The sequence below is a fragment of the Labedaea rhizosphaerae genome (genome assembly GCF_004362825.1).
GTDB classification, from domain to species: domain Bacteria; phylum Actinomycetota; class Actinomycetes; order Mycobacteriales; family Pseudonocardiaceae; genus Labedaea; species Labedaea rhizosphaerae.
Map to the genome: position 1 here is coordinate 1,045,373 of NZ_SNXZ01000002.1, position 20,566 is coordinate 1,065,938.

The window sequence follows — 20,566 nt, forward strand, 5'->3', positions numbered from 1 at the left end:
CTGACCGGCCAATGTGTCTGAGGTGATCGTCGTGTTGGCGTGTCGTGGATCGGGTAGGCGAGGTCTCCGGTAGATCGATCATCGACCAAGACGATCGTTGATACCGGAGACCTCGTGGCCAGCGTAGCGGCGATGGGGCGGGCAGACCTGACCGATGCGCGGTGGGCGGCGTTGGAACCGCTCCTGCCACAAGGGAAGAAGGCCGGTCGCCCGTCGATGTGGACTAAACGGCAGCTCATTGACGGGATCCGTTGGCGTGTGCGTGCGGGCACGCCGTGGCGGGATATCCCACCGGCTTACGGGTCGTGGCAGGCGATCTACGGGTTGTTTCGCCGCTGGCAGCGGGCAGGAGTCTGGTCGGTCATCTTGGCCCAGTTACAGGCCGGTGCTGATGCCGCCGGGTTGATCGGCTGGGATGTCAGTGTCGACTCGACTATCCCCCGCGCGCAGCAGCATGCCGCTGGAGCGCGAGGGACATCGGATGCCCCGAAGGAACCGCCGGGTGGGGTGGGCGAGGCGGAGCCGGCTGATCATGCTTTGGGGCGGTCCCGAGGTGGCTGGACTACCAAGCTGCATCTGGCCTGCGAGCAGATGCAAAAGCCACTCTCGCTCCTGGTCACCGCCGGCCAGCGTGGTGATTCGCCTCAGTTTCAAGTAGTGCTCGCCCGGATCCGCATCGCGCGGGTGGGCGGTGGCCGACCACGCACCCGACCAGATCGAGTCTTGGTGGATCGGGCCTACGGCTCCCGTGCTAACCGGGCCTACCTGCGCGGTCGTGGTATTCGGTGCACGATCCCACCCAAGGTTGACCAGGCGCGCCACCGCCGGGCCAGGGGCCGCTCTGGTGGCCGACCCCGGGTCTTCGACGCGGAAATCTACAAGCAACGCCACGCAGTGCGGGATCAACCGGTTCAAGCGCAACCGTGCCGTGGCCACGGGATACGACAAACTCGCCGTTCGCTACGAAGCCACGGTCATCATCGCAGCGATCAACGAATGGCTACGACTTTGAGCCACGGCCTAGCCCACTGGCTAGGCCTAGAGCTCGATTTCCGATGAATCACGCCAAGCACCCGGCCCCGGACGCCGCCGTTTAACCACGATCTTGTCGGTGCTCGGACCTAGCATGCGGAGCATGACGCGATATGTCGACGAGGACCTGCACGGTGCGGAGTTCCGCGAGTGCGACCTGACCGGGGCACGGCTGATCGGCGTTGTCATGCAGGATGCCGTGATCGACGGGCTGATCACCAACCTCGTGGTGAACGGCGTCGAGGTCACTGAATATGTCGAGGCGGAGCTCGACCGGCGTCATCCGGTGCGGGTGCTGATCCGCTCCGATGACCCTGCCGATCTGCGTGAGGCGTCGCGTCAGCTCCATGCCGGTTGGGCCGCCACGATCGAGCGGATCCGCCGCACGCCCGGCATCGAGCGCCGCAGCGTCAACGACGAGTGGTCGGCGGTGCAGACGATGCGCCACCTGGTCTTCGTGCACGACTCGTGGTTCCGCCGCTGCTGCTTGGGCTCGACGGAGCTGTTCACGCCTATGGGCATCGGGACGACCGTCGAGCCCTACCGTGAAGCGCACGGGCTTGACCTGTCGCTCGATCCGGCCATCGACGAGATCGTGAGCGTGCGTGACGCACAGGCCGCCGAGCTCGAGGCCTGGCTCGACGAGATCACCGCTGAGCGGCTCGCGGCGCCAGCGCCGGTGCCCGATGACGACGTCTGGCCGCCGTACGCCCGGGGCCGCTCGGTGCGGCAGTGCCTCGGCACGGTGCTCAACGAGACCTTCGAGCACCATGGCTTCTGCGTCCGCGACCTCGACCTGATCGAGGCACAGGAGGTTAACTAGGGCCTACCTCGGCAACCCAGACCCCCGCCAAGCCCCCGCTCCGGGCCGAATCGGCCGCCGAAGCATCGCCCGCACGATCAACCCACGTCGACCGGCGCTCAACACCCCGCGCGGGGTCCACCCGCGTCGCCAACACCGCCACCAAAGCCGCCAACTCCTCACTGTCGGGAGTCCCGGTAGCGTCCTGGGTGTGACCGAACGAGGGGATGTGCCACCGGAGATCCTGGACCGGCTCCGGCCGGTCTGCCTCGGCCTGCCCGAGACCTACGAGGAACCCGCGTGGGTGGGGGTGCGCTGGCGGATCCGTCAGCGCACGTTCGCCCACGTGCTCACCGTCGACCCCGACCACCATCTGGCCTACGCGCGCGCCACCGCCTCCGACGACCCGCTGTGCCTGATCACGTTCCGCTCGCCCGGCGACGAGATCAAAGGCCTGCTCGCCGGCGGCCACCCGTTCTACAAGGCCGACTGGGGCGGCAACGTGGTGATCATGGTGTTCGAGGCCGACGTGGACTGGGACGAGGTGGCCGAGCTGCTCACCGAGAGCTACCGGCTGATGGCGCCGAAGAAGCTCGCAGCTCAGATCTGACCCCGGTGAACTCCAGGCTGTCGATCATCTGGTCGGTCAGCTGGGCGAGAATTCCGTCCAGCGCCAGGTCGGGCGTGGTCACTGTCAGCACGGCCAGCCAGTCGGTGCCCGGAAACGGCGCGAAGCACTGCGTGATCGCGACCATCTGCGGGCGCGGGGTCATCGCCGCCTGCCGGGTGCGCAGCCGCACCGCCTTGCCCTGTGGGGTTTCGCGCAGGCCCACCCGTCGGGCGGTCAGGTCCTCCCCGGGATCGACCTCGGCCCGCGCGTAGAACTCGGCCAGCAGCTCCACTGCCCCTGCGCGCAGTGGCAGCTCCTGCCAGGCCAGGGTCATGCTGCCGGTCAGGATGGTGGCCGGGGTGGCGCCCAGCCCGGGCATCGCGGCACTAACGCCACGCAGTGGAGTGCGGGATCAACCGGCTCAAGCGCAACCGTGCCGTGGCCACGGGATACGACAAACTCGCCGTTCGCTACGAAGCCACGGCCATCATCGCAGCGATCAACGAATGGCTACGACTTTGAGACACGGCCTAGTTGGCCCCAACGTCGAACACACCCGCGCCCAACGTGGGACACACCCGACGCGAACGTGGGACACACCCGGTTGGGCTAGCAGGGGTGGACGGTTAGGAGGCCCAGGGGGCGGCGACCATCCACGTGACGTCGGGCCCGAACGACGTATGCGACTCGTAGGCGTGGGTTCCGCCGTCGGCCGCGAGCCACAGCTCCGAGTTGTAGTGGCGCAGGTACTTGCCCGGGAAGTCCAGTGCTTCCAACGAAATCCCGGCGCTCGTCACGCTCGGCCGGCTGCACCACGTCGCGTCCCGGTTGAACTCCGACGTGCCGTCCTTGGCCGCCAACCGCACCCGCGAGCCGGCGTGCCGCAGGTACTGGCCCGGGTCGTTCACCGACTCGAACGAGTAGCAGCTCTTGTCGCCGAGCCCGGTCCGCACCGTCCACGTCGCGTCCTGCTTGAGCAGGGCCGTGCTCGTCGTGTCCACGTGCGCCGTGTAGCCGAGACCGTTGGCGTGCCGGACATACCGGTCGACGTAGGGGACGGTCGTGACGTTCAACGAGATGCGGTGGTCGACCGGCAACGGCGCCGCCACCCGCACCGGCGTGCCCTCGATCAGCGCCCGGTTGGCCGCCCGCACCTGCGCGGTGTCCACTTTGAGCACTTGGCGGTCGTAGGTGTAGAGGCCGTTGACCTCGTTCTCCACGTCGGTGAGCTGGGTGTAGATCACCGCGGACAGGCCGTTGCGCGACTGCAGCCGTTGCGCACCCCAGTCGAGGCTGACGTAGCGGTCGGTCAGCGCGGCGCCGCCCGGCACCATCTCGTAGCCGGAACCCTTGCCGGGCTGCCATTCGTGCCCGGTGACCCGTAGGCCGAGGCCGCCGAACTCGCCGAGCACCGCGATCCGCGCCCTGGACGGCTTGCTCGTGTTGCCCGGCCCGACATAGCGGTGGTCGTCGATCACGTCGCCGTTGCCGCCGTCGGTGCCACAGCAGTTGGATCCGGAGTTGTTGTTGACGAGCCGGCTGGGGTCGGAGTCCTTGACCATGTCGGCGATCCGCGACGAGTCGTACTCGCCCCAGCCCTCGTTGAACGGGATCCACTGCACGATCGACGTGTCGCTGCGGTGCTGGTCGACCATCTCCCGCAGCTCGGCCTCGAACGTGGCCTTCGCGGCCAGGTCCGGCGCGGGGCTGGTCCGCATGGCCGGCATGTCCTGCCACACCATCAGGCCGAGCTTGTCCGCCCAGTAGTACCAGCGATCGGGCTCGACCTTGATGTGCTTGCGCACGGTGTTGAACCCGAGGTCCTTGTGCGCCTGCAGGTCGAACTTGAGCGCGTCGTCGGTGGGCGCGGTGTAGAGCCCGTCGGGCCAGAAGCCCTGGTCCAGCGTGCCGACGCTCATCACGAACCGGCCGTTGAGGGTCGGGCGGACCACGCCGTCGAGCACGGCCTTGCTGATCGTGCGCATGCCGAAGTAGCTGCCGACCGCGTCGTCACCCAAGGCGACGGTCAGGTCGTAGAGGAACGGGTCGTCCGGCGACCACAGGTGCGCCTTGGGCACGGGCACCTGGATCACCGTGTCGACCGGACCCGACGCCGAACCGATCACCGTGTCCCCGGACTTCACGGTGACCGTCGCCGTCTGCCCGCCGGCCCCCGCGCCGTGCACGGTCACCGCCACCCGGTTGTTCGGCACGTCCGGCGTCACGTCGAGCCGGGTCACGTGCGCGGCCGGGGTCGGCTCGAGCCACACGGTCTGCCAGATGCCCGACGACGCGGTGTAGAAGATCGAGCTGGGCGCCTTGCGCTGCTTGCCGATCGGCTGGCTGCCCGAGTCGACCGGCGCGTACACGCCGACGATCAGCTCGTTGTCCCCGGCCCGCAAGCGATCGGTGACGTCGAAGGAGAACCTGCCGTAGCCGCCCTTGTGCGTGCCGACCTTCGTGCCGTTGACCCAGACGTCGGCCTGCCAGTCCACGGCGCCGAAGTTCAACTGCACGCGCCGGCCCGACCACCCGGCGGGCACGGTGAACGTGCGCCGGTACCACATCCGGTCGCTGTGGGCCTGGATCCCGGAGAGCGCCGACTCGACCGGGTACGGCACGAGGATCGACTGGGCCAGGGTCTGCCCGATCGGCGGCGCGTCGCCCGCCGCGGCCGCCCGGTACTGCCAGACGCCGTTGAGGTTCTGCCAGTCGGGCCGGGTCAGCTGCGGTCGCGGGTACTCGGGCAGCGCGTTGTCCGGACCGACCTGGGTGGACCAGGGCGTGGTCATCGGGAAGGGCTTCGGTTGCCAGGTCTGGAGTTGCGGGGCCGCACCCGCCACGCTCACGCCGAGCACCGGCAGCAGGACGGCGAGCAGCACGAGCAACACGCGACGGACCATGGACGACCTCCGGAACCAGTTCGACACACCTCGTCCACGCCCGGCGGGCCGATGGGGTTGCCTCGAATGTGGGTGAGTGCCCAGAAATTGGACGCAACAGGCAAGAACCTACCGGGATCCGGTCGATAACGGTCGCTGGTTCGAGCGAAACGATCACACCCGATCGAGTTCGGACTCCCCAACGATGCTCGGCTGCACTACCGTCTCGCGCATGTTCGCCGCCGAGCGTCGTCAGGTCATCCTCGAACTGGTCCGGACCACTGGGGCGGTGTCGCTGCGCGAGCTGGCCGCGATCGTGAAGACCAGCGAGGTGACCGTCCGCCGGGATCTGCGGTTCCTGGAGCAGGAGGGGCTGCTCGCCCGCCGCCACGGCGGCGCGGTCGCCACCGACCGGCCCTCCTACGAGCCGACCTACACCGAGAAGACCCACGTGCGAGCGAGGAGAAGGCCGCCATCGCGCGCCTGGCCGCGACCCTCGTGCGGCCCGGCGACGCCGTGGTGATCGGCGCGGGCACCACCACGCAAGCGCTCGCCCGCCAGCTCGTGCGCCTGGCCGAGCTGACCGTCGTGACCAACTCCTTGCTGGTCGCGCAGGTGCTGGCCCGAGCGCACGGCGTGGACGTGATCCTGCCCGGCGGCATGCTCCGCGGCTCGATCTTCGCGCTCGTCGGCAGCGCCGCCGAGCAGGGCATCGCGGGGCTGCGGGTGCAGCGGGCGTTCCTGTCCGGCAACGGCCTGTCCGCCGCGCGCGGGCTCTCCACGCCCAACGCCGCGGTCGCCGCGGTGGACTCGGCGATGGCCGCGATCGCCGACGAGGTCGTGGTGGTCGCCGACCACACCAAGATCGGCGTGGACACCATGATCCAGACCGTCGCGCCGGACCACATCGCGCACGTGGTGACCGACCGCGGCGCCGATCCGGACGAGCTCGCCGGACTGCGGGCGGCGGGGGCCGAGGTGCACGTCGCCACGGAGTCCACGGAGTCCACCGGATGACCGTTTAGCGGAAGCAAACGAACACTTTCGATCAGATATCGGTCATGTTCTTGCCTAACCGGACGTCGCGGGGTTAGGTCTGAAAGCCACACACCGGCGTGCGGGCCCCGAAGGAGTGGCTATGTTCGTTGCGCAGCAAGGTCTTCCGTCACGAGCACAGCGCGCCGCGCTGTTCGCCGCGATCGTCGTCACCGCGGTCTCGGTGACCGCGTGCGCGAAGTCCGAGGACACCGGCAGCGCCCCGGCGGCGGGCGGGAGCGGTGGTCAGCAGGTCACGAAGACCGCCGCACCGACCGGCCCCTCGTGCACCATGCAGCAGTACGGCGCGACCAAGCTGGACCTGAAGAACGCGGTCGTCGGCTTCGCCCAGTCGGAGAAGGAGGCGAACCCGTTCCGGATCGCCGAGACGGCCTCGATCAAGGACGAGGCGAGCAAGCTCGGCGTGAAGAAGCTGCTCACCACCAACGCCAACTCCGACCTGGGCAAGCAGATCTCCGACATCCAGTCCATGATCGCCCAGGGTGCGCAGGCGTTGATCGTGGCGCCGCTGAACTCCGAGGGCCTCGAGCCGGCGCTCAAGGCCGCGCGGGACAAGAACATCCCGGTGATCACGATCGACCGCAAACTCTCCACGGCGACGCTCTGCAAGGACTACGTGACCTTCATCGGGTCCGACTTCGTCGAGCAGGGCAAGCGCGCGGGCGAGAAGCTGAACACGGCCACCGGCGGCACCGGCAAGGTCGCGATCCTGCTCGGGTCGTCGGGCAACAACGTCACCACCGACCGCACCGCCGGGTTCAAGGACTACCTCAAGGCGAGCGCGCCCGGCCTGCAGGTGGTCGCCGAGCAGAGCGGTGACTTCACCCGGGAGAAGGGCCAGTCGGTCACCGAGAACCTGCTGCAGGCCCACCCGGACATCACCGCGATCTACGCGGAGAACGACGAGATGGCGCTCGGCGCGGTCACCGCGATCCGCTCGGCGGGCAAGAAGCCGGGCACCGACGTGAAGATCGTGTCGGTCGACGGCACCCGCAACGTGGTCCAGGCGATCGTCAAGGGCGACATCAACGCCGACATCGAGTCCAATCCACGGTTCGGTCCGCTGGCGTTCTCGACGCTGCAGGACTTCTACGGGGGCAAGCCGATCTCCGGCTCGGTGATCATCCAGGACAAGCAGTACGACAAGGACAACGCGTCGGCCGAAGTCGCCAACGCTTACTAGTCGGGAGTGGCCGTGACCGAACCCGTGCTGGAGGCACTGGGGGTCGAGAAGCGGTTCGCCGGAGTGCGTGCCCTCGCCGGGGTGGACCTCACCGTCCGCCCCGGCGAGGTGCATGCGCTGGTCGGGGAGAACGGCGCCGGGAAGTCCACCCTGATCAAGGTGCTGACCGGCGTGTACCAACCGGACGCCGGCGAGCTGCGTTACCAAGGTGCGCCGGTGCGCTTCGCCGGCCCGCCCGACGCGCAGGCTGCGGGGATCGCGACCGTGTACCAGGAAGTGGCGCTGGTGGGCTCGATGTCCGTGGCCAGCAACCTGTTCCTCGGCCGCGAACCGCGCCGGTTCGGCATGATCGACTTCCCGGCGATGCGCAAGTCGGCCGCGAAGCTCCTGGCCGAACTCGGTATCGACGTGGACCCGGCGCGGGAGCTGCGCACGCTGGGACTCGGCGTGCAGCAGATGATCGCCGTGGCCCGCGCGCTGCACAGCGACGCACGCGTGGTGATCATGGACGAGCCGACGTCCTCGCTGGAGCCCCGTGAGGTCGACACGCTGCTCGCGCTGGTGCGCACGCTGGCCGAGCGCGACGTGGCCGTGGTCTACGTGAGCCACCGCATGGACGAGCTGTACCGAGTGTGCGACGTGGTGACCGTGCTGCGCGACGGCGCGGTCGTCCACACCGGACCGCTGGCCGAGCTCGACCGGGTCCGGCTGATCGCGACGATGCTCGGCCGCGACATCGCCGAGGTGCGCCGCGAGGGCAGCACCGCGTTCAGCGGCGAACACGAGACCGAGGACGAACCCGTGCTCGCGGCGCACGAACTGCGCCGCTCGACCGTGCTCGACGGCGTGGACCTGGAGGTCCGGCCCGGCGAGGTCGTCGGCCTCGGCGGCCTGCTCGGCTCGGGCCGCAGCGAGACCGTGCAGGCACTGGCCGGGTTGCAGCGCCTGGATTCCGGTGCGGTCGAGGTGAACGGCCAGCCGGTGCGGCCGGGCTCGGCGGCGGCCGCGATCAGGGCCGGGATCGTGCTGGTGCCCGAGGACCGCAAGGTCGAGGGACTGGTGCCGAACCTCTCCGTGCGGGAGAACATCGTGCTGGCCGCCCTCCCCCGCCTCTCGCGCCTCGGTGTCGTGTCCCGCGCGAAGCAGGACGCGGTGGTCCGCACGTTCATGGAACGCTTGCAGATCAAGGCATCCAGCCCGGACCAGCGGGTCAGCGAGCTCTCCGGCGGCAACCAGCAGAAGGTCATGCTGGCCCGCTGGCTCGCGATGAGCCCCAAGGTCCTGCTGCTCGACGAGCCGACCCGGGGCATCGACGTCGGCGTGAAAGCGCAGGTGCAGCAGTTGGTGGACGAGCTCGCCGACCAGGGGCTCGGCATCGTGATGGTGTCCAGCGACCTCGAGGAACTCGTCGAGGGCGCCGATCGGGTGGTGGTGCTGCGGGACGGCAAGTCGATCTCGCAACTGCGCGGCGACGAGGTGAGCGTCGACGCGGTGCTCGCCGAGATCGCCGCCGACGCCGCCGAGGAGGTGGGCTCGTGACGACCGTGGCCTTGCGCAGGGACAACCTGCTCGCGCTCACCCGCGACTACGGCGTCTACGCCGCACTGGTGGTCCTGGTCATCATCAATCTGATCATCACGCCGAACTTCCTGGCCGCGGACAACCTGCGCACCCAGGCCGTGCAGGTGGTGCCCGTGCTGATCGTGGCGCTGGGCATGGCGCTGGTGATCGGCACCGAGGGCATCGACCTGTCGGTCGGGTCGGTGATGGCGGTCAGCGCCGCGATCCTCCCGCTGTACCTGGGTTACGGCGCGTTCCCGGCGATCTTGCTGTGCCTGCTCGCCGGTGCGGTGGCCGGGCTGCTGAGCGGAACGCTGGTCGCGGTGGTGGGCGTGCAGCCGATCGTGGCGACGCTCGCGTTGCTCGTCGGCGGGCGCGGGCTGGCCCTGGTGATCTCCGACGGCCAGCTCAAGGACATCTTCAACCCCACGATCCTCGCTCTCGGCGACGGCTCGGTCGCCGGCATCCCGTACACGGTGCTGGTCGCGGTGGTGCTCGTCGCGCTGGTGGCGTTGCTGGTCGGCAAGACCACGTTCGGCCGGCAACTGGTGGCGATCGGCGGCAACCGGCGGGCGGCGGAGTTCGCGGCCCTGCCGGTCAAACGGGTCCTGCTGGTGGTCTACGTGTTGTCCGGCCTGCTGGCCGCGATCGCCGGCATCCTCGGCACGGCCCGGCTGACCGCGAGCGACCCGTCCAAGCTGGGTGAGCTGATCGAGCTCTCCGCGATCACCGCGGTGGTGGTCGGCGGCACGCCGCTCTCCGGTGGCCGGGTGCGAGTGATCGGCACGGTCGGCGGCGCGCTGCTGATGCAGCTGATCACGGCGACCCTGATCAAGAACGACGTTCCGGTTTCGGTGTCGCAGATGGTGCAGGCCGCGATCATCGTGGCCGCGGTCCTCTTGCAACGGCGGGCAGCGCGATGACGATGACGGAGTCTTTTGTGGACACCTCGGCCGCCACCGGCGCCCGGCCGAGCCGGGGTGCCACCCTGGCCGCCCTGGCCCAACGGCACGGCGCCCTGGTCGTGCTGGTGATCCTGCTCGTGGCGGGCGGGATCGCGTTCGACACGTTCCTGACCTTCTACAACCTGGGCAACCTGGCCGTGCAGGCGTCGTTCCTGGCCGTGGTGACGCTGGGCATGACGCTGGTGATCGTCTCCGGCGGCATCGACCTCTCGGTCGGCTCGGTGTACGCGCTCGCCGGCGTGCTCGCGGCGTACGCGTCGCAGTGGGGCCTGGTGCCCGCGTTGCTGTTGCCGCTCGCGGTGAGTGCGGTGATCGGGCTGGCCCAAGGTGTCCTGATCGGACGGTTCGGGATGGCGCCGTTCATCGTGACGCTGGGCGGGTTGCTCTTCGCCCGGGGGCTGCTGCAGTTCATCACCGACGAGGGCGCGTCGACCTACCTGATGCCCGGGGACTCCCCCGTGCGCTGGCTCGGGTCCGGCAAGGTGCTCGGCATCGGCGTGCCGGTGCTCATCGTCGTGCTGTTGTTCCTCGTCGGCGGCTTTGTCCTGCAACGCACCCGCTACGGCATGCGGCTGTTCGCGTTGGGCGGCAACGAGGACTCCTCGGCGCTGATGGGCATCCCGGTGGTCCGGACCAAGGTGCTCACCTACGTGCTGTCCGGGCTCGGCGCCGGACTGGCCGGGATCCTCGCCGCCGCCCAGCTCGGGTCCGGCGTGACGGTGGTGGGCGTCGGGCTGGAGCTCAACGCGATCGCCGCCGTGGTGATCGGCGGGACCGTGCTGACCGGTGGCCGCGGCGGGGTGACAGGCACACTCGCCGGCGTGGCGCTCCTGTACGTGATCCAGGACCTGATCAACCAGTCCGGGTCGGTGAACGCGAACATGCAGCAGGTGGTCAGCGGCGGCGTGCTGATCGTCGTCGTGGTGGTCCAGACCGTCCTGTCCCGGGTGCGCCGCGGTCAGTCCAGATAGACAGCTATTTTAGATAGGAGGCAGCGACGGCGTGGAAGGCGGCCTTCGGTTCCCAGCTGTGGCCGTCCTCGCCCACCCGGACGATGCTCGGGCTGGCCAGGTCGAGGTCGTCGCGCGGGTCGCCACCCGGTCGGTGCGGGTAGTTCTCCAGCGCGAACATGAAGACGAAGGTCGCGTCGACGCCCTCGCGGTCGAAGACGTCCAGCACCTCGCGCAGGTACCGGGCTTGGCCGTCCTCATCGCGTTCGTACACCCCGTCGAGCCGGAGCGGTACCCCGTTCTCGTCGTTCTCGACGATGTCCATCGCGGTGGGCGCGACGTCCGGCGCGCCCTTCCAGGCGGCCGAGCCGAACCCGGTGATCGCGACCGGCTTGCCTTGCGCCACAAGCGTTCGCACGCCCTGCTCGAACTGGTCCGCGACCGCCGCCGACCGGATGAGCTCGACGGCGACGAAGTCGAACACCGACCAGTCGACCCGCTCCAGCGGCACGGCGCAGTAGGTGACCTTGCCACCGAACCGCTCGCGGATCGCGGCGACGGCCTTGCCGAGGAACTCGTTGAGCGCGCGGCTCGACGTGGTGATCAGCTCGACCTTCCGCGGCTGCTCGGCACCCAGCAGCCGCGCGACCCGGTCGCCGACGTGGTCGCCCGGTAGGTAGCCGGGGTTCATCAAGGTCATCTCGACACCGGCGACGAAGACCACCTCGGCACCAGTGCGCCGCACGCGCTCGGCGCGGTGCGCGCAGTCGGCGAACAGCTCGAGGATCTCGTCGGGGCTCAGTTCGAGCGGGTACGGCGAGAACCAGACCTCGAGCCCGAGCTCGGCCGCCACCCCCGCCGCGAACTCCAGCCGCTCCGGGTCGCCGCCGATGAGCTGAACGGCGTTGCAGTGCAGCTCGTCGCGGATGACCGTCAACTCCCGCCGGACGACGCCGGGATCGAAGTGCTTGCGCGAGATGTCGCCGTGGCGAACGAACCCGGTGTCGTAGGTCATGCCCTTTGCTCTCATGCATTCCAGGCTAACCACGAAACTTGCGTGCACGCAAGTTTGCGTGAGCGCATGTTATTTGGGATGCTGTCGCCGTGACGGGCCTACGCGAGCGGAAGAAGCAGGCGACCCGGGAGGCATTGCGGGAGGCCGCCCTGCGCCTGGCCCTGGAACGCGGCCCGGACAACGTCCGCGTCGACGACATCGCCGAGGCGGCAGGCGTTTCGCCGAGGACGTACAACAACTACTTCGCCGGCCGCGACCACGCGATAGTCGCCGCGGTCACCGCCGAACGCGAGTCCCGCATCGCCGCCGCCGTCGCTGCTTCGTCCGCGCCGCTGGCGTCCGCTGTGGTCGAGGCCGTGGTGGCCGAGCACCACAACCCCGGCGAACGCGGGCGGGACACCCTCCTGCTGATCACCACTCACCCGTCCCTGCGCGCCGCCTACGCCGACTCGGCCGAGTCCCTGGAAGGCCCCCTGGCCGACGCCATCGCGGCACGGATCGACGACACCTCGACGGCAACGGTGTTGGCGGCATGCGTGGCCGCCGCCGTGCGGGTGGGGTTGCAGCAATGGCTCGGCCAGGCACAGAAGGTCGGCGCGTTGGTCGTGCCACCTGGGCCGCTGGAGGAACCCCTGCGGGCCGCGCTCGCTCCCCTGGCTCCCGCCCTCACCGCAGCTGAGAAGCCGGCCTAGCAGGCGACCGTCCCTTCTCGACCGCTCCACGACCTGCCGGTCCATCTCTGGTGCACGTCTCATGCATCGTCTCGCTTCACGCTGCCTTTGGCGCTGCCGATGGCGTCGGGGAGGACAGCGGACGATGGAGACGATCGACGACGGGACCGTGTCCCGATTGGATGGCCTGGCGGACCTGACACCGACCTTCTCGGTGTGTGTCCTGTGTAGCCATCCGGATGCGGATCCGGCCGCCGCGTTCCGATCACTCGTCGAGTTCCTTCGGACCAACTTGGCGGCGAAGGGCCGGGCGCAGTCGGTTCGCTGTCTCGCCGAGGTCGTGCTCACCGGGTCCGACCAGGTCGACGAGATCGCCTCGATGCTCGACCTCGGATTCGACGACCTGTTCGCCTCGATCCGAGAGCGCCGCGCGACACCGAACTGGTCGGGCGAACGCACCGAACCCATCGACGTGGTCAATCAACTGACCCTGGCTATCCGGCGCGGACGGTTCGTGGTGGTGCACACGCCGGTGAGCGACGAAGCGTTGCGGAAGTGGTTGCGAAGGTTCAACAGGCTCTACAGATACCTGCCCAGCGCCGTTCTCAGAAGCACGTTCCAAGGAAACGGCAGAACCGTGTGGCTGCGCGGTGTGCACCGTCGTCGCTTCACCAAGGCCGACAGCAAGACACTCGTCGGCATGCGCGTGCAGGAGGTGCTTGACGACGACGAGGACGCGAGCTTCGCGATGAGCGCCGCCGCGATCGACTACGTGCCCACCGACGACGGCGCGATCGTGCGCGGCAGGTTGACCGTGTCGCCGCAACGGTCGCGCATCTACTGGAAGGTCCGGGTCGACATGCCGACCTTTCTCGCCGCGACCACCGAGACGGTCGACCTTCTCGACAAGGCGCTCGTCGCCGAGCCGCAGGACGAGCTGTTCCCCCAGCTCGCGATTCCCGAGATCGACTTGTGCAACGTGCGTGGCGCCTACGACATCAGCATTGCCGAGCCGGACGAGCTCTTCGACATGCCTGACCCCGACGGTGACCTGGAGGCGCGAGCCCACCTGTTGCGAAACTCCATCCTCGAGGTTGTCGGGCACCCCGAATCCGCTGCATTCACGGCCGTCGTCGGCCACGACGGCGCCGAAGTCGGGAAGCTGTCGATCAAGCCGGTCCCGCGCGGCGACGGGTTCGACCTGGACGTGCGATTCGCCGAGGTTCCGTCGAGCGAGAAGCACGCTCGGCGGATCCGGGATGCCATTGGCGACGGCGACTTGGTGAGGGTCTACTACGAGTCTGGCCACACGTTCGACGAACACCAGATCAATTGCCAGAACCAGACGGCACCTCCGTTCGCGAACCTGGAGTTCGCGGACTTCGGCCTGCACCTCGTCACCCGAGAGAAGCCTCTCGTGCACGGTGACCAAGCAATTCATGGCGCCATCGCTCGACCCGGAGACCTCTCACTGTTCTCATGGGTCGTCGAGCAGTACTCCACAGGGTGGCTCGTCTGCGACGACGGCGCCGGCGAGGTAGCCGACTTCCTGCACCTCGACGGTGGCACGCTGACCGCCATCCACGTCAAGGGAGCACACAGCGGGTCGCCTGCACGTCATGTGTCCGTGACCGCGTACCAAGAGGTAGTGGGTCAAGCGGTGAAGAACCTCCGATCACTCACCACAGATTCGCTTGTTGACCGGTTCACGGTGCACCGCATCGCCCAACCGGCTGCCTGGCGGAACGGCACGCGCGTCACGGACTTGTCCGAGTTCGTCAGGGCTCTGCGCGATCGGACCACGCGCAACAAGACCCGAGTCGTGATCGTGCAGCCGCACCTGCTGCGTTCCGTGCACGACGCGGCGCGGAAGGCGGCCGAAGACGGAACTCCGACGCGAGAGTCGCGCAGTCTCACGCTGCTGGATGGTTTGCTGCGAAGCGCCCGCAAAGCTGTCATCTCGTTGTGGGACGACCTGACCGTCATCGGCAGCGAGTAGGTCTCGGCCCACTCGCCAGATCAACAGGAGTGTCTTTCCGGCGAGCCGTGTACGACAGGACGACGACCACTACGGCGCAGGCCAGGGTGAGGGCGGCGCACGCCAGGACCGGCACGCCGGCGGCGAACAGCAGCGCACCCGTCGCGTAGACGATGAGGTTCACCAGTTGGGTGGTCTGGTTCGCCCACGCCCAGATGTCCGTTGTGGACACTTCATCTTCGGCGGCACCGGCCACCCGTGCGCGGAGCCGGCCGGAGTACAAGCCGTACGTCAGGCCGGCGACTGCGAAGCCGGCGAAAGCGCCGGCGTGACCGGCGTACACCCACGCGGCCAAGGCGACCGCGTAGATCAGGGCGAGGACGTCCAGGCGCACGGCAAGGTCCTTGCGTACCAAGGAAAGCAGGAACGCCACCAAGCCACCGGTGCCGTAACACGTCAGCGCCACACCGAAACCCGTGACGCCGAAGTGGTGCACGTCGGCGAAGACGGGGAGCTCCACGGCGTTCACCGCCGCGCCGACGACGCCGAACCACACCCACAGCCGCAGGCCGGGGACGAACCGTCCCGCCACACCGCGGGGGCGACCGACCAGGCGGGTCGGCCCGCCGGTAGCGATCCGGCCGTCGGGTGCCTCGCGCGGTGCGCGAGCCAGCACCAGCGCCGCGACCACGAACGTCACCGCGTCGATGACGAACAGGGCCGAGAAGCCGAGCACGCCGCCGATGACGCCGCCGAACGCGGGGCTGATCGCCAGCGTGATCGAGCCGACCGAGCCGATGGCCGTGAACGTCGAACTGCGCCTGCCCTCAGGCGTCCAGTCGGTGGCGACGGACATGAACAGGGTGTTGCCGATGGTGCGGAACAACGATGTCACGCCGAGCAGGCAGAGCACGTAGACCAGGCCCCAGCCGCGGGCCAGCAACGCCAAGGACAACGCCGCCAACGGCAGTTGCACCGCCAACCACGCGAACCGGGTGCGGAACCCGGCCATGCGCGCCGTCGCCCACCGGGCGAGCAGCAGCGGCGGCGCCGCCTGGACCAGAAACGCGCCGATCGTGGCCGACGAACCGAAGGTGTTCTGCAGGTATTGCAGGAGGCCCGTGAAGGTGAGCCAGTTGCCCACCTGCGACACGCCCGCCGCACCGACGAGCCTTGTTTTGGCCCCCACCAACGCTTCTCAGCTGTCCCACGGCTCGGCGCGGGTCAACGCGGCTTCCTCCGGGATCCCCAACCGTTCGGCCGCCGCGCGCCGCTCGCGCACCTGCGCCGAGGTTCGCGGCCGGTAGCCGGGGCCGCTGCATCCGCAGGTGAGGAACTTGATCCCGGCGTTCAGCGTCGCTTCCAACGCCCGCCACCCCGACTCGTCCCGCTTCGGTGGCGCGGCGAAGTCGAAGCCGGCGGTGATCATCGGCGCACCACAGCGCGGGCAGCGGTGCTCACGGGTCGGCAGCCACTCGTACTTGGCCGACACGCGACAGGGCAGGCACACGTAGTGCATCTTGTAGTGGCTCATCCCGTACCGGCACATGCCGACAGGTTACCCAGCCCGGCCCCGAAACTCAGCCGGAATGTAGTGGCTCGGGTCGGACCAGCGGTCTCGTGGCGGCAGGTTGCGGGCTGGTGTCTCCACCCGAGTGTCCACACCGGACTTCTCGCGGTGCCAGCCGGCCCGGGCCCGTGGGTGGAACCGCCGGTCGAACGGCACGAACCGCCAGGCGAACCGGACCAGGCGACCGAATCGTCGCAGCAGCCACTCGTCGCGGCGTGACCACGTGAACCCGAGCAGTTCCCGCACGGGCGGCGGGTAGAGCCCGACGGTCAGCCACACGAACCCCCGCGCGATCGGCACCCGCACCAGCCGCCACACCGGCATCGGCACCCAGCGCAGCGTCGGCGGCCGCGGCAGGTCGCCGAGGTCGAGGACGTCCCGCGTCGCCTTGTTGTCCTCCAGGACGTCGCGGCACATCCGGTCGAAGTAGCGTTCGAAGGCGGCCCAGTCCGGCGGCACCGGTCGCGTGCTCACGCCGTACAACCCGTACCACTCAACGGTTTCCGCGTAATAGCGCTCTTTGTCCGTTGTGGACATCGGCTCGTCGAAGTACTCCGCGACGAGCACCGGCAGCATCAGGAACGTCGCGTGCGCCCAGTAGAACGTCTCCGGGTTGAGCGCGTGGTACGGCCGCCCCTTGCTGTCCACGCCCTTGATCGCGTTGTGGTAGCCGCGGATCTCGTGCGCGGTCTGCTCGGCGCGCGGGCCGTCGTACACCACGCCGCCGATCGGGTAGAGCGAGCGGTACAGGCGCTGCCAGCGCTCCTCGAAGAACTTGGAGTGCTCCTCGACCCCGGCGCCGAGCTGCGGGTGCATGTTCTGCATGGAGCCGGCCCAGAGCGCGAGGAGCAGCGTGCGCCAGTCGCCGAAGTACTTCCAGGTGATCGAGTCCGGCCCGAGCGGTGCCACGCGCCCTCCCAACATCTGATGACGGCTGTCCTCAGAGTATGGTGTGACGACACCCGTCGTCAATCAGGGCAGGGAGCATGGCACGCACGTACGGCGGCACGACGATGGCCGATCGCAAGGCCCACCGCCGCCGCACGCTGCTCGACGTCGGCACCGAACTGTTGGGCACCAAGGGCACCGCGGCGGTGACCGTGCGCTCGGTGTGCCGCGCGGCCAAGCTGACCGACCGCTACTTCTACGAGAGCTTCGCCGGCCGCGAAGAGCTGATCACGGCCGTCTTCGACGAGGTGGCCGAACTGGCCGCGACCGCCCTGCGCGCGGCCGTCGCGATCCAAGCGCCACCCCCGGATCTGGCCCGCGCCGCCGTCGACGCCTTCCTCGGCGTGCTGACCGACGACCCCCGCCGGGGCCGGATCCTGCTGCTCGAACCGCTCACCGACCCCGTCTTGAGCGCCCACGCGGGCGACGCCATGCGCCTGTTCGAAGCCCTGATCGGCAGCCAGCTGCCCACGACGGACCCGGTGCGCGCGCAGCTCACCGCCACCGCGCTGCTGGGCGCGCTGACCCACCTCTTCACCCGCTGGCTGGACGGCTCCCTGCCCGCGACCCGCGCTCAGCTCACCGACTTCTGCGTGGCGATGCTCGCCAACTCGGCCACCGCCGACCGCAGTTGATCGTCGGTCAGGTAGGGCGCGACGCCGAAACGCAGGTGCGGGCCGCGGGCGTCGGTGAGGACTCCACGCTGGGCCAGCGCTTCCTGGAATCGACCGGCGTCCGGGGTGCGCACCGAGACGAACCCGCCGAAGTTCGCGCGATCGGTGGCCACGTCGAGGCCGAGGGCCGCGATCTCGTTGGCCAGCAAGGAAGTCTGCGCGAGGTAGCGTTCACGCAGCGCGGCCGGGGTCATGCCCTGGGCGGCGAAGAAGTCGAACACGCGGGCCGCCCGGTAGTGGCTCGTCGGGTCGTAGGTGGAACCGGCGAAGCGGTCGCCGCCGGTGCCGTAGGCGACCTGACCGGGCTGGGGCGGGGCGGCCAGGGCGCCGAACTCCGCGTACCAGCCGGTGATCACCGGACGCAGGGTGTCGGCGTGCGCGGGCAAGCGCAGGAAGCAGTTGCCCTCCCCCAGCTGCAGGTACTTGTAGCCGCCGCCGACCACCCAGGCATCGGTCAAACCGTGAGCGGCCAAGGGGAATTCCATGACGCCGAGCGCGTGGTAGACGTCCACGACGAACTCGGCGCCGTGCAAGGCGCAGGTCGAAGCCACCTCGGCGAGCCCGGGCACGATACGGCTGGTCTCGAACAGCACCGCGGAAACCAGCACGGCGGCGGTCCGGGAGTCCACAACGGACGCGACCCGCCCGGCCAGGGTGTCCGCGGGTGAAGCCGCCACGCGCACGACCTCGACCCCCGCCTCTTCCAGCCGGGTCAGCTGGCGGCGCAGCGTGTGGAACTCACCGTCGGTGGTGACCAGCCGCGGCCGCGCCCGCAGGTCCACAGCGGACAGCATGCGCAGCACCAGCTCATGGGTGTTGGCGCCCAACGCCATCGCGCCGTCGTCGGCCAGCCACGACCGGAACCCGGCACGCACACGATCGGCTTTGGCGAAGGCCAGCGACCACTTCTCGTCCACCGCACGGGAAGCGTCCTCGAACGCCTCGACCTGACCCTCGAGCGCGACGTCGGGCCACGCCTGGTGCGAGTGCCCGGTGAGCAGCAACCGCTCCCCCACCCGGAACCTGGAGTAGTGCGCGGCCAACGAAGATGCAGGGATCACAACCGGCTCCTGACGGCCCAGAGATCGGGGAAATAGGGGTTGAACAACGTGCCACGCAGGTAGGTGGCGCCGGACGAGCCACCGGTGCCCGCCTTGTCGCCGATGACCCGCTCGACCATCTTCACGTGCCGGTAACGCCACTCCTGCAGGCCCTCGTCGAGGTCGACCAGGCGCTCGCAGACCTGCGCCGGCCCGCCGTCGTCCAGGTAGACCTGCAGCAACACGTCCTGCACGACCTTGTTCGGCTCGACCGGCTTGGTCACGTCGCGCTCCAGCGCCTCGACCGGCACCGGGTACTTGTGCTCGGCCAGGTAGCGCAGGAACGCGTCGAACAGCGACGGTTGTGCCATGGCCGCGGCGATCGCGTCGCGCGCGGCGCCCTCGGGGTAGTGCTGGAACACGCGCTCGTCGCGGCGGCCGAGCGCCGCCTCCAGCCGGCGGAACTGCGCGGACTGGAAGCCGCTGGAGGCGTCGAGCCGCTCGCGGAAGCTGGTGAACTGGCGCGGGGTCATGGTTTCCAGCACGTCGATCTGCGCGACCACCACCTTGAGGATGGTCAGCGACCGCTTCAACGTGTGCAGCGACGGCGTCGTGCGCCCCTCCTCCAGCGTGCGGCGCAGGTGCGTCAGCTCGTGCAGCATCTGCTTGAACCACAGCTCGTACACCTGGTGGATGACGATGAACAGCATCTCGTCGTGCTCTTCCGAGCGCGGCCGCTGCGCGTTCAGCACCTCGTCCAGGGCCAGGTACGAGGTGTAGGTGAGTGATTCGTGGGGCGCGGACGGATCGGTCATGGCGTGATCACCTCATCGAAGTAGCGCTGGGCCGCGGGCGCCAGCGCTGGGTAGAGCTCGTGGAACACGGCCACCGCGTCGGCGCGGGCGGCCGGGGGCGGGACCAGCCGGGCCGGCAACTCGGGGTCGAGCAAGGGGTATTGCCGGAACTCGTGGGTCATGCGGGTGCGGATGCCGAACGCCGCCGCCGGGTCGAGGACGGCAGGCTCGACGCCACGGTAGGTGTGCACGAAGCGCCGGTAGCGCTCGGCGAGTTCGTCGAGGTCCCACGCCCGCGCGACGGCCGCACGCACGTCGACTATCCGCGACGGCTTGCCGGTGAGCAGCCCCGCGTGCCGCTCGACCCGCAGCTCGGCCAGCAGGGCGGCGACCTCGGCCTCGCGGTCGCGCGCGGCCAGCCACAGCCCGTCCTGCACCGAACCGAAGCCGAGGAACCGCAGCCGGACGGCCAGGCGCCTGCGGGCGTCCCGGCGCTCGTCGGGGATGGCGTGCCACAGGACGGTCCAGCAGTCGACGGACTCGGGCTGCTCGCCGAACCGGAAGATCCGCCGGTCGCCCTCGGCGAGCGCGTCGCGGGTGCGCTTGGTCAGCCGGTAGCGCACCAATCGGCCGTCGCGCTCGCGTTCCAGCAGGTCACGCTGCACCATCCGGGACAGGGCGACCCGGGCCGCGTTCTGCGTGCAGCCGAACTCGGTCAGCAACGCGACCAGCCCGCCCGCCCACACGAGCGCCTGCTCGCGGTCGGGGACGTAGGCGCCGAGCAGGGTCATCGCCAGATCCTGAGGCGAGATGTCCTGGGGCGGGATGTCCTCCAC

21 protein-coding genes and 1 pseudogene are annotated in these 20,566 nt (G+C 69.3%); 12 read left to right on the forward strand and 10 right to left on the reverse strand.

What is annotated here, in order from left to right; genetic code table 11:
* Positions 1 to 132 precede the first annotated feature (132 nt).
* Both EV186_RS14045 and EV186_RS14050 read left to right on the forward strand, forming a co-directional pair.
* A pseudogene (locus EV186_RS14045) lies at positions 133 to 1,012 on the forward strand (IS5 family transposase).
* A 99-nt stretch (positions 1,013 to 1,111) separates the two neighbouring features.
* On the forward strand, positions 1,112 to 1,855 hold the full coding sequence (locus tag EV186_RS14050) for a DinB family protein (protein ID WP_243754089.1): 744 nt from the start codon (positions 1,112 to 1,114) through the stop codon (positions 1,853 to 1,855).
* On the opposite strand, the gene EV186_RS14055 is transcribed toward EV186_RS14050, so the two are convergent.
* Complete coding sequence (locus EV186_RS14055; RefSeq protein WP_243754090.1) at positions 1,848 to 1,997, reverse strand: hypothetical protein; 150 nt, start codon at positions 1,995 to 1,997, stop codon at positions 1,848 to 1,850. The two genes, EV186_RS14050 and EV186_RS14055, sit on opposite strands and share 8 nt — an antisense overlap.
* A gap of 48 nt (positions 1,998 to 2,045) precedes the next feature.
* Between EV186_RS14055 and EV186_RS14060 the strand changes: the two genes are divergently transcribed.
* Entirely contained in the window at positions 2,046 to 2,444 is a 399-nt protein-coding gene (locus EV186_RS14060) for an MmcQ/YjbR family DNA-binding protein (RefSeq protein WP_133849660.1), read from the forward strand.
* Here the strand turns inward: EV186_RS14060 and EV186_RS14065 are convergent.
* On the reverse strand, positions 2,392 to 2,823 hold the full coding sequence (locus EV186_RS14065) for a hypothetical protein (RefSeq protein WP_133849661.1): 432 nt from the start codon (positions 2,821 to 2,823) through the stop codon (positions 2,392 to 2,394). The genes EV186_RS14060 and EV186_RS14065 overlap by 53 nt on opposite strands.
* Positions 2,824 to 3,070: 247 nt before the next feature.
* Positions 3,071 to 5,347, reverse strand: coding sequence for an AbfB domain-containing protein (locus EV186_RS14075; RefSeq protein ID WP_133849662.1), 2,277 nt, complete (start codon positions 5,345 to 5,347; stop codon positions 3,071 to 3,073).
* A gap of 211 nt (positions 5,348 to 5,558) precedes the next feature.
* On the opposite strand from EV186_RS14075, the gene EV186_RS39420 reads away from it, so the two are divergent.
* The 6 genes from EV186_RS39420 (at position 5,559) to EV186_RS14100 (ending at position 11,061) form a co-directional block, all read left to right on the forward strand.
* Complete coding sequence (locus tag EV186_RS39420) at positions 5,559 to 5,849, forward strand: DeoR family transcriptional regulator (protein WP_208115597.1); 291 nt, start codon at positions 5,559 to 5,561, stop codon at positions 5,847 to 5,849.
* On the forward strand, positions 5,825 to 6,343 hold the full coding sequence (locus EV186_RS14080; RefSeq protein WP_243754028.1) for a DeoR/GlpR family DNA-binding transcription regulator: 519 nt from the start codon (positions 5,825 to 5,827) through the stop codon (positions 6,341 to 6,343). Before EV186_RS39420 ends, EV186_RS14080 begins: the two co-directional genes overlap by 25 nt.
* Positions 6,344 to 6,464: 121 nt before the next feature.
* Positions 6,465 to 7,565 (forward strand): ABC transporter substrate-binding protein, encoded by a 1,101-nt coding sequence (locus EV186_RS14085; protein WP_133849663.1) that lies wholly within the window; start codon positions 6,465 to 6,467, stop codon positions 7,563 to 7,565.
* Between the two features lie 12 nt (positions 7,566 to 7,577).
* Positions 7,578 to 9,104, forward strand: coding sequence for a sugar ABC transporter ATP-binding protein (locus EV186_RS14090; RefSeq protein ID WP_243754029.1), 1,527 nt, complete (start codon positions 7,578 to 7,580; stop codon positions 9,102 to 9,104).
* Complete coding sequence (locus EV186_RS14095) at positions 9,101 to 10,048, forward strand: ABC transporter permease (protein ID WP_133849665.1); 948 nt, start codon at positions 9,101 to 9,103, stop codon at positions 10,046 to 10,048. Before EV186_RS14090 ends, EV186_RS14095 begins: the two co-directional genes overlap by 4 nt.
* Positions 10,045 to 11,061, forward strand: coding sequence for an ABC transporter permease (locus tag EV186_RS14100; protein WP_133849666.1), 1,017 nt, complete (start codon positions 10,045 to 10,047; stop codon positions 11,059 to 11,061). Before EV186_RS14095 ends, EV186_RS14100 begins: the two co-directional genes overlap by 4 nt.
* Before the next feature lie 4 nt (positions 11,062 to 11,065).
* Here the strand turns inward: EV186_RS14100 and EV186_RS14105 are convergent, their stop codons facing one another.
* Positions 11,066 to 12,070 (reverse strand): hypothetical protein, encoded by a 1,005-nt coding sequence (locus EV186_RS14105; RefSeq protein WP_133849667.1) that lies wholly within the window; start codon positions 12,068 to 12,070, stop codon positions 11,066 to 11,068.
* Positions 12,071 to 12,144: 74 nt separating this feature from the next.
* On the opposite strand from EV186_RS14105, the gene EV186_RS14110 reads away from it, so the two are divergent.
* Together EV186_RS14110 and EV186_RS14115 are read left to right on the forward strand one after the other, a co-directional pair.
* A complete protein-coding gene (locus EV186_RS14110) occupies positions 12,145 to 12,747 on the forward strand; it encodes a TetR/AcrR family transcriptional regulator (RefSeq protein ID WP_133849668.1) in 603 nt (200 codons plus the stop codon).
* Between the two features lie 124 nt (positions 12,748 to 12,871).
* A complete protein-coding gene (locus tag EV186_RS14115) occupies positions 12,872 to 14,725 on the forward strand; it encodes a hypothetical protein (RefSeq protein ID WP_133849669.1) in 1,854 nt (617 codons plus the stop codon).
* On the opposite strand, the gene EV186_RS14120 is transcribed toward EV186_RS14115, so the two are convergent.
* The 3 genes from EV186_RS14120 to EV186_RS14130 are packed head-to-tail and all read right to left on the reverse strand — an operon-like array spanning position 14,709 to position 17,183.
* Positions 14,709 to 15,893: an MFS transporter gene (locus EV186_RS14120; RefSeq protein WP_166659169.1), complete on the reverse strand. Its 1,185-nt coding sequence runs from the start codon at positions 15,891 to 15,893 to the stop codon at positions 14,709 to 14,711. The genes EV186_RS14115 and EV186_RS14120 overlap by 17 nt on opposite strands.
* 9 nt (positions 15,894 to 15,902) lie before the next feature.
* Complete coding sequence (locus tag EV186_RS14125) at positions 15,903 to 16,253, reverse strand: hypothetical protein (protein ID WP_208115598.1); 351 nt, start codon at positions 16,251 to 16,253, stop codon at positions 15,903 to 15,905.
* Positions 16,254 to 16,262: 9 nt separating this feature from the next.
* Positions 16,263 to 17,183, reverse strand: a complete 921-nt coding sequence (locus EV186_RS14130; RefSeq protein ID WP_243754030.1) for an oxygenase MpaB family protein — start codon at positions 17,181 to 17,183, stop codon at positions 16,263 to 16,265.
* 77 nt (positions 17,184 to 17,260) lie between these two features.
* On the opposite strand from EV186_RS14130, the gene EV186_RS14135 reads away from it, so the two are divergent.
* Positions 17,261 to 17,857 (forward strand): TetR/AcrR family transcriptional regulator, encoded by a 597-nt coding sequence (locus EV186_RS14135; RefSeq protein WP_133849672.1) that lies wholly within the window; start codon positions 17,261 to 17,263, stop codon positions 17,855 to 17,857.
* On the opposite strand, the gene EV186_RS14140 is transcribed toward EV186_RS14135, so the two are convergent.
* The 3 genes from EV186_RS14140 to EV186_RS14150 are packed head-to-tail and all read right to left on the reverse strand — an operon-like array spanning position 17,797 to position 20,521.
* Complete coding sequence (locus EV186_RS14140; protein ID WP_424982811.1) at positions 17,797 to 18,954, reverse strand: kynureninase/PvdN C-terminal domain-containing protein; 1,158 nt, start codon at positions 18,952 to 18,954, stop codon at positions 17,797 to 17,799. The genes EV186_RS14135 and EV186_RS14140 overlap by 61 nt on opposite strands.
* Positions 18,954 to 19,751 (reverse strand): tryptophan 2,3-dioxygenase, encoded by a 798-nt coding sequence (locus tag EV186_RS14145; RefSeq protein WP_133849673.1) that lies wholly within the window; start codon positions 19,749 to 19,751, stop codon positions 18,954 to 18,956. Before EV186_RS14145 ends, EV186_RS14140 begins: the two co-directional genes overlap by 1 nt.
* Positions 19,748 to 20,521: a PaaX family transcriptional regulator gene (locus EV186_RS14150; RefSeq protein WP_133850248.1), complete on the reverse strand. Its 774-nt coding sequence runs from the start codon at positions 20,519 to 20,521 to the stop codon at positions 19,748 to 19,750. The genes EV186_RS14145 and EV186_RS14150 overlap by 4 nt, the downstream gene beginning before the upstream one ends.
* Positions 20,522 to 20,566 lie beyond the last annotated feature (45 nt).

Bases quoted from the DNA above. Each gene is read 5' to 3' on its own strand.
- EV186_RS14065 (WP_133849661.1), bottom strand. From the start codon at position 2,823: ATGCCCGGGCTGGGCGCCACCCCGGCCACCATCCTGACCGGCAGCATG.
- EV186_RS14075 (WP_133849662.1), bottom strand. From the start codon at position 5,347: ATGGTCCGTCGCGTGTTGCTCGTGCTGCTCGCCGTCCTGCTGCCGGTG.
- EV186_RS39420 (WP_208115597.1), top strand. From the start codon at position 5,559: ATGTTCGCCGCCGAGCGTCGTCAGGTCATCCTCGAACTGGTCCGGACC.
- EV186_RS14085 (WP_133849663.1), top strand. From the start codon at position 6,465: ATGTTCGTTGCGCAGCAAGGTCTTCCGTCACGAGCACAGCGCGCCGCG.
- EV186_RS14100 (WP_133849666.1), top strand. From the start codon at position 10,045: ATGACGATGACGGAGTCTTTTGTGGACACCTCGGCCGCCACCGGCGCC.
- EV186_RS14105 (WP_133849667.1), bottom strand. From the start codon at position 12,070: ATGAGAGCAAAGGGCATGACCTACGACACCGGGTTCGTTCGCCACGGC.
- EV186_RS14115 (WP_133849669.1), top strand. From the start codon at position 12,872: ATGGAGACGATCGACGACGGGACCGTGTCCCGATTGGATGGCCTGGCG.
- EV186_RS14125 (WP_208115598.1), bottom strand. From the start codon at position 16,253: ATGTGCCGGTACGGGATGAGCCACTACAAGATGCACTACGTGTGCCTG.
- EV186_RS14135 (WP_133849672.1), top strand. From the start codon at position 17,261: ATGGCACGCACGTACGGCGGCACGACGATGGCCGATCGCAAGGCCCAC.
- EV186_RS14145 (WP_133849673.1), bottom strand. From the start codon at position 19,751: ATGACCGATCCGTCCGCGCCCCACGAATCACTCACCTACACCTCGTAC.
- EV186_RS14150 (WP_133850248.1), bottom strand. From the start codon at position 20,521: ATGACCCTGCTCGGCGCCTACGTCCCCGACCGCGAGCAGGCGCTCGTG.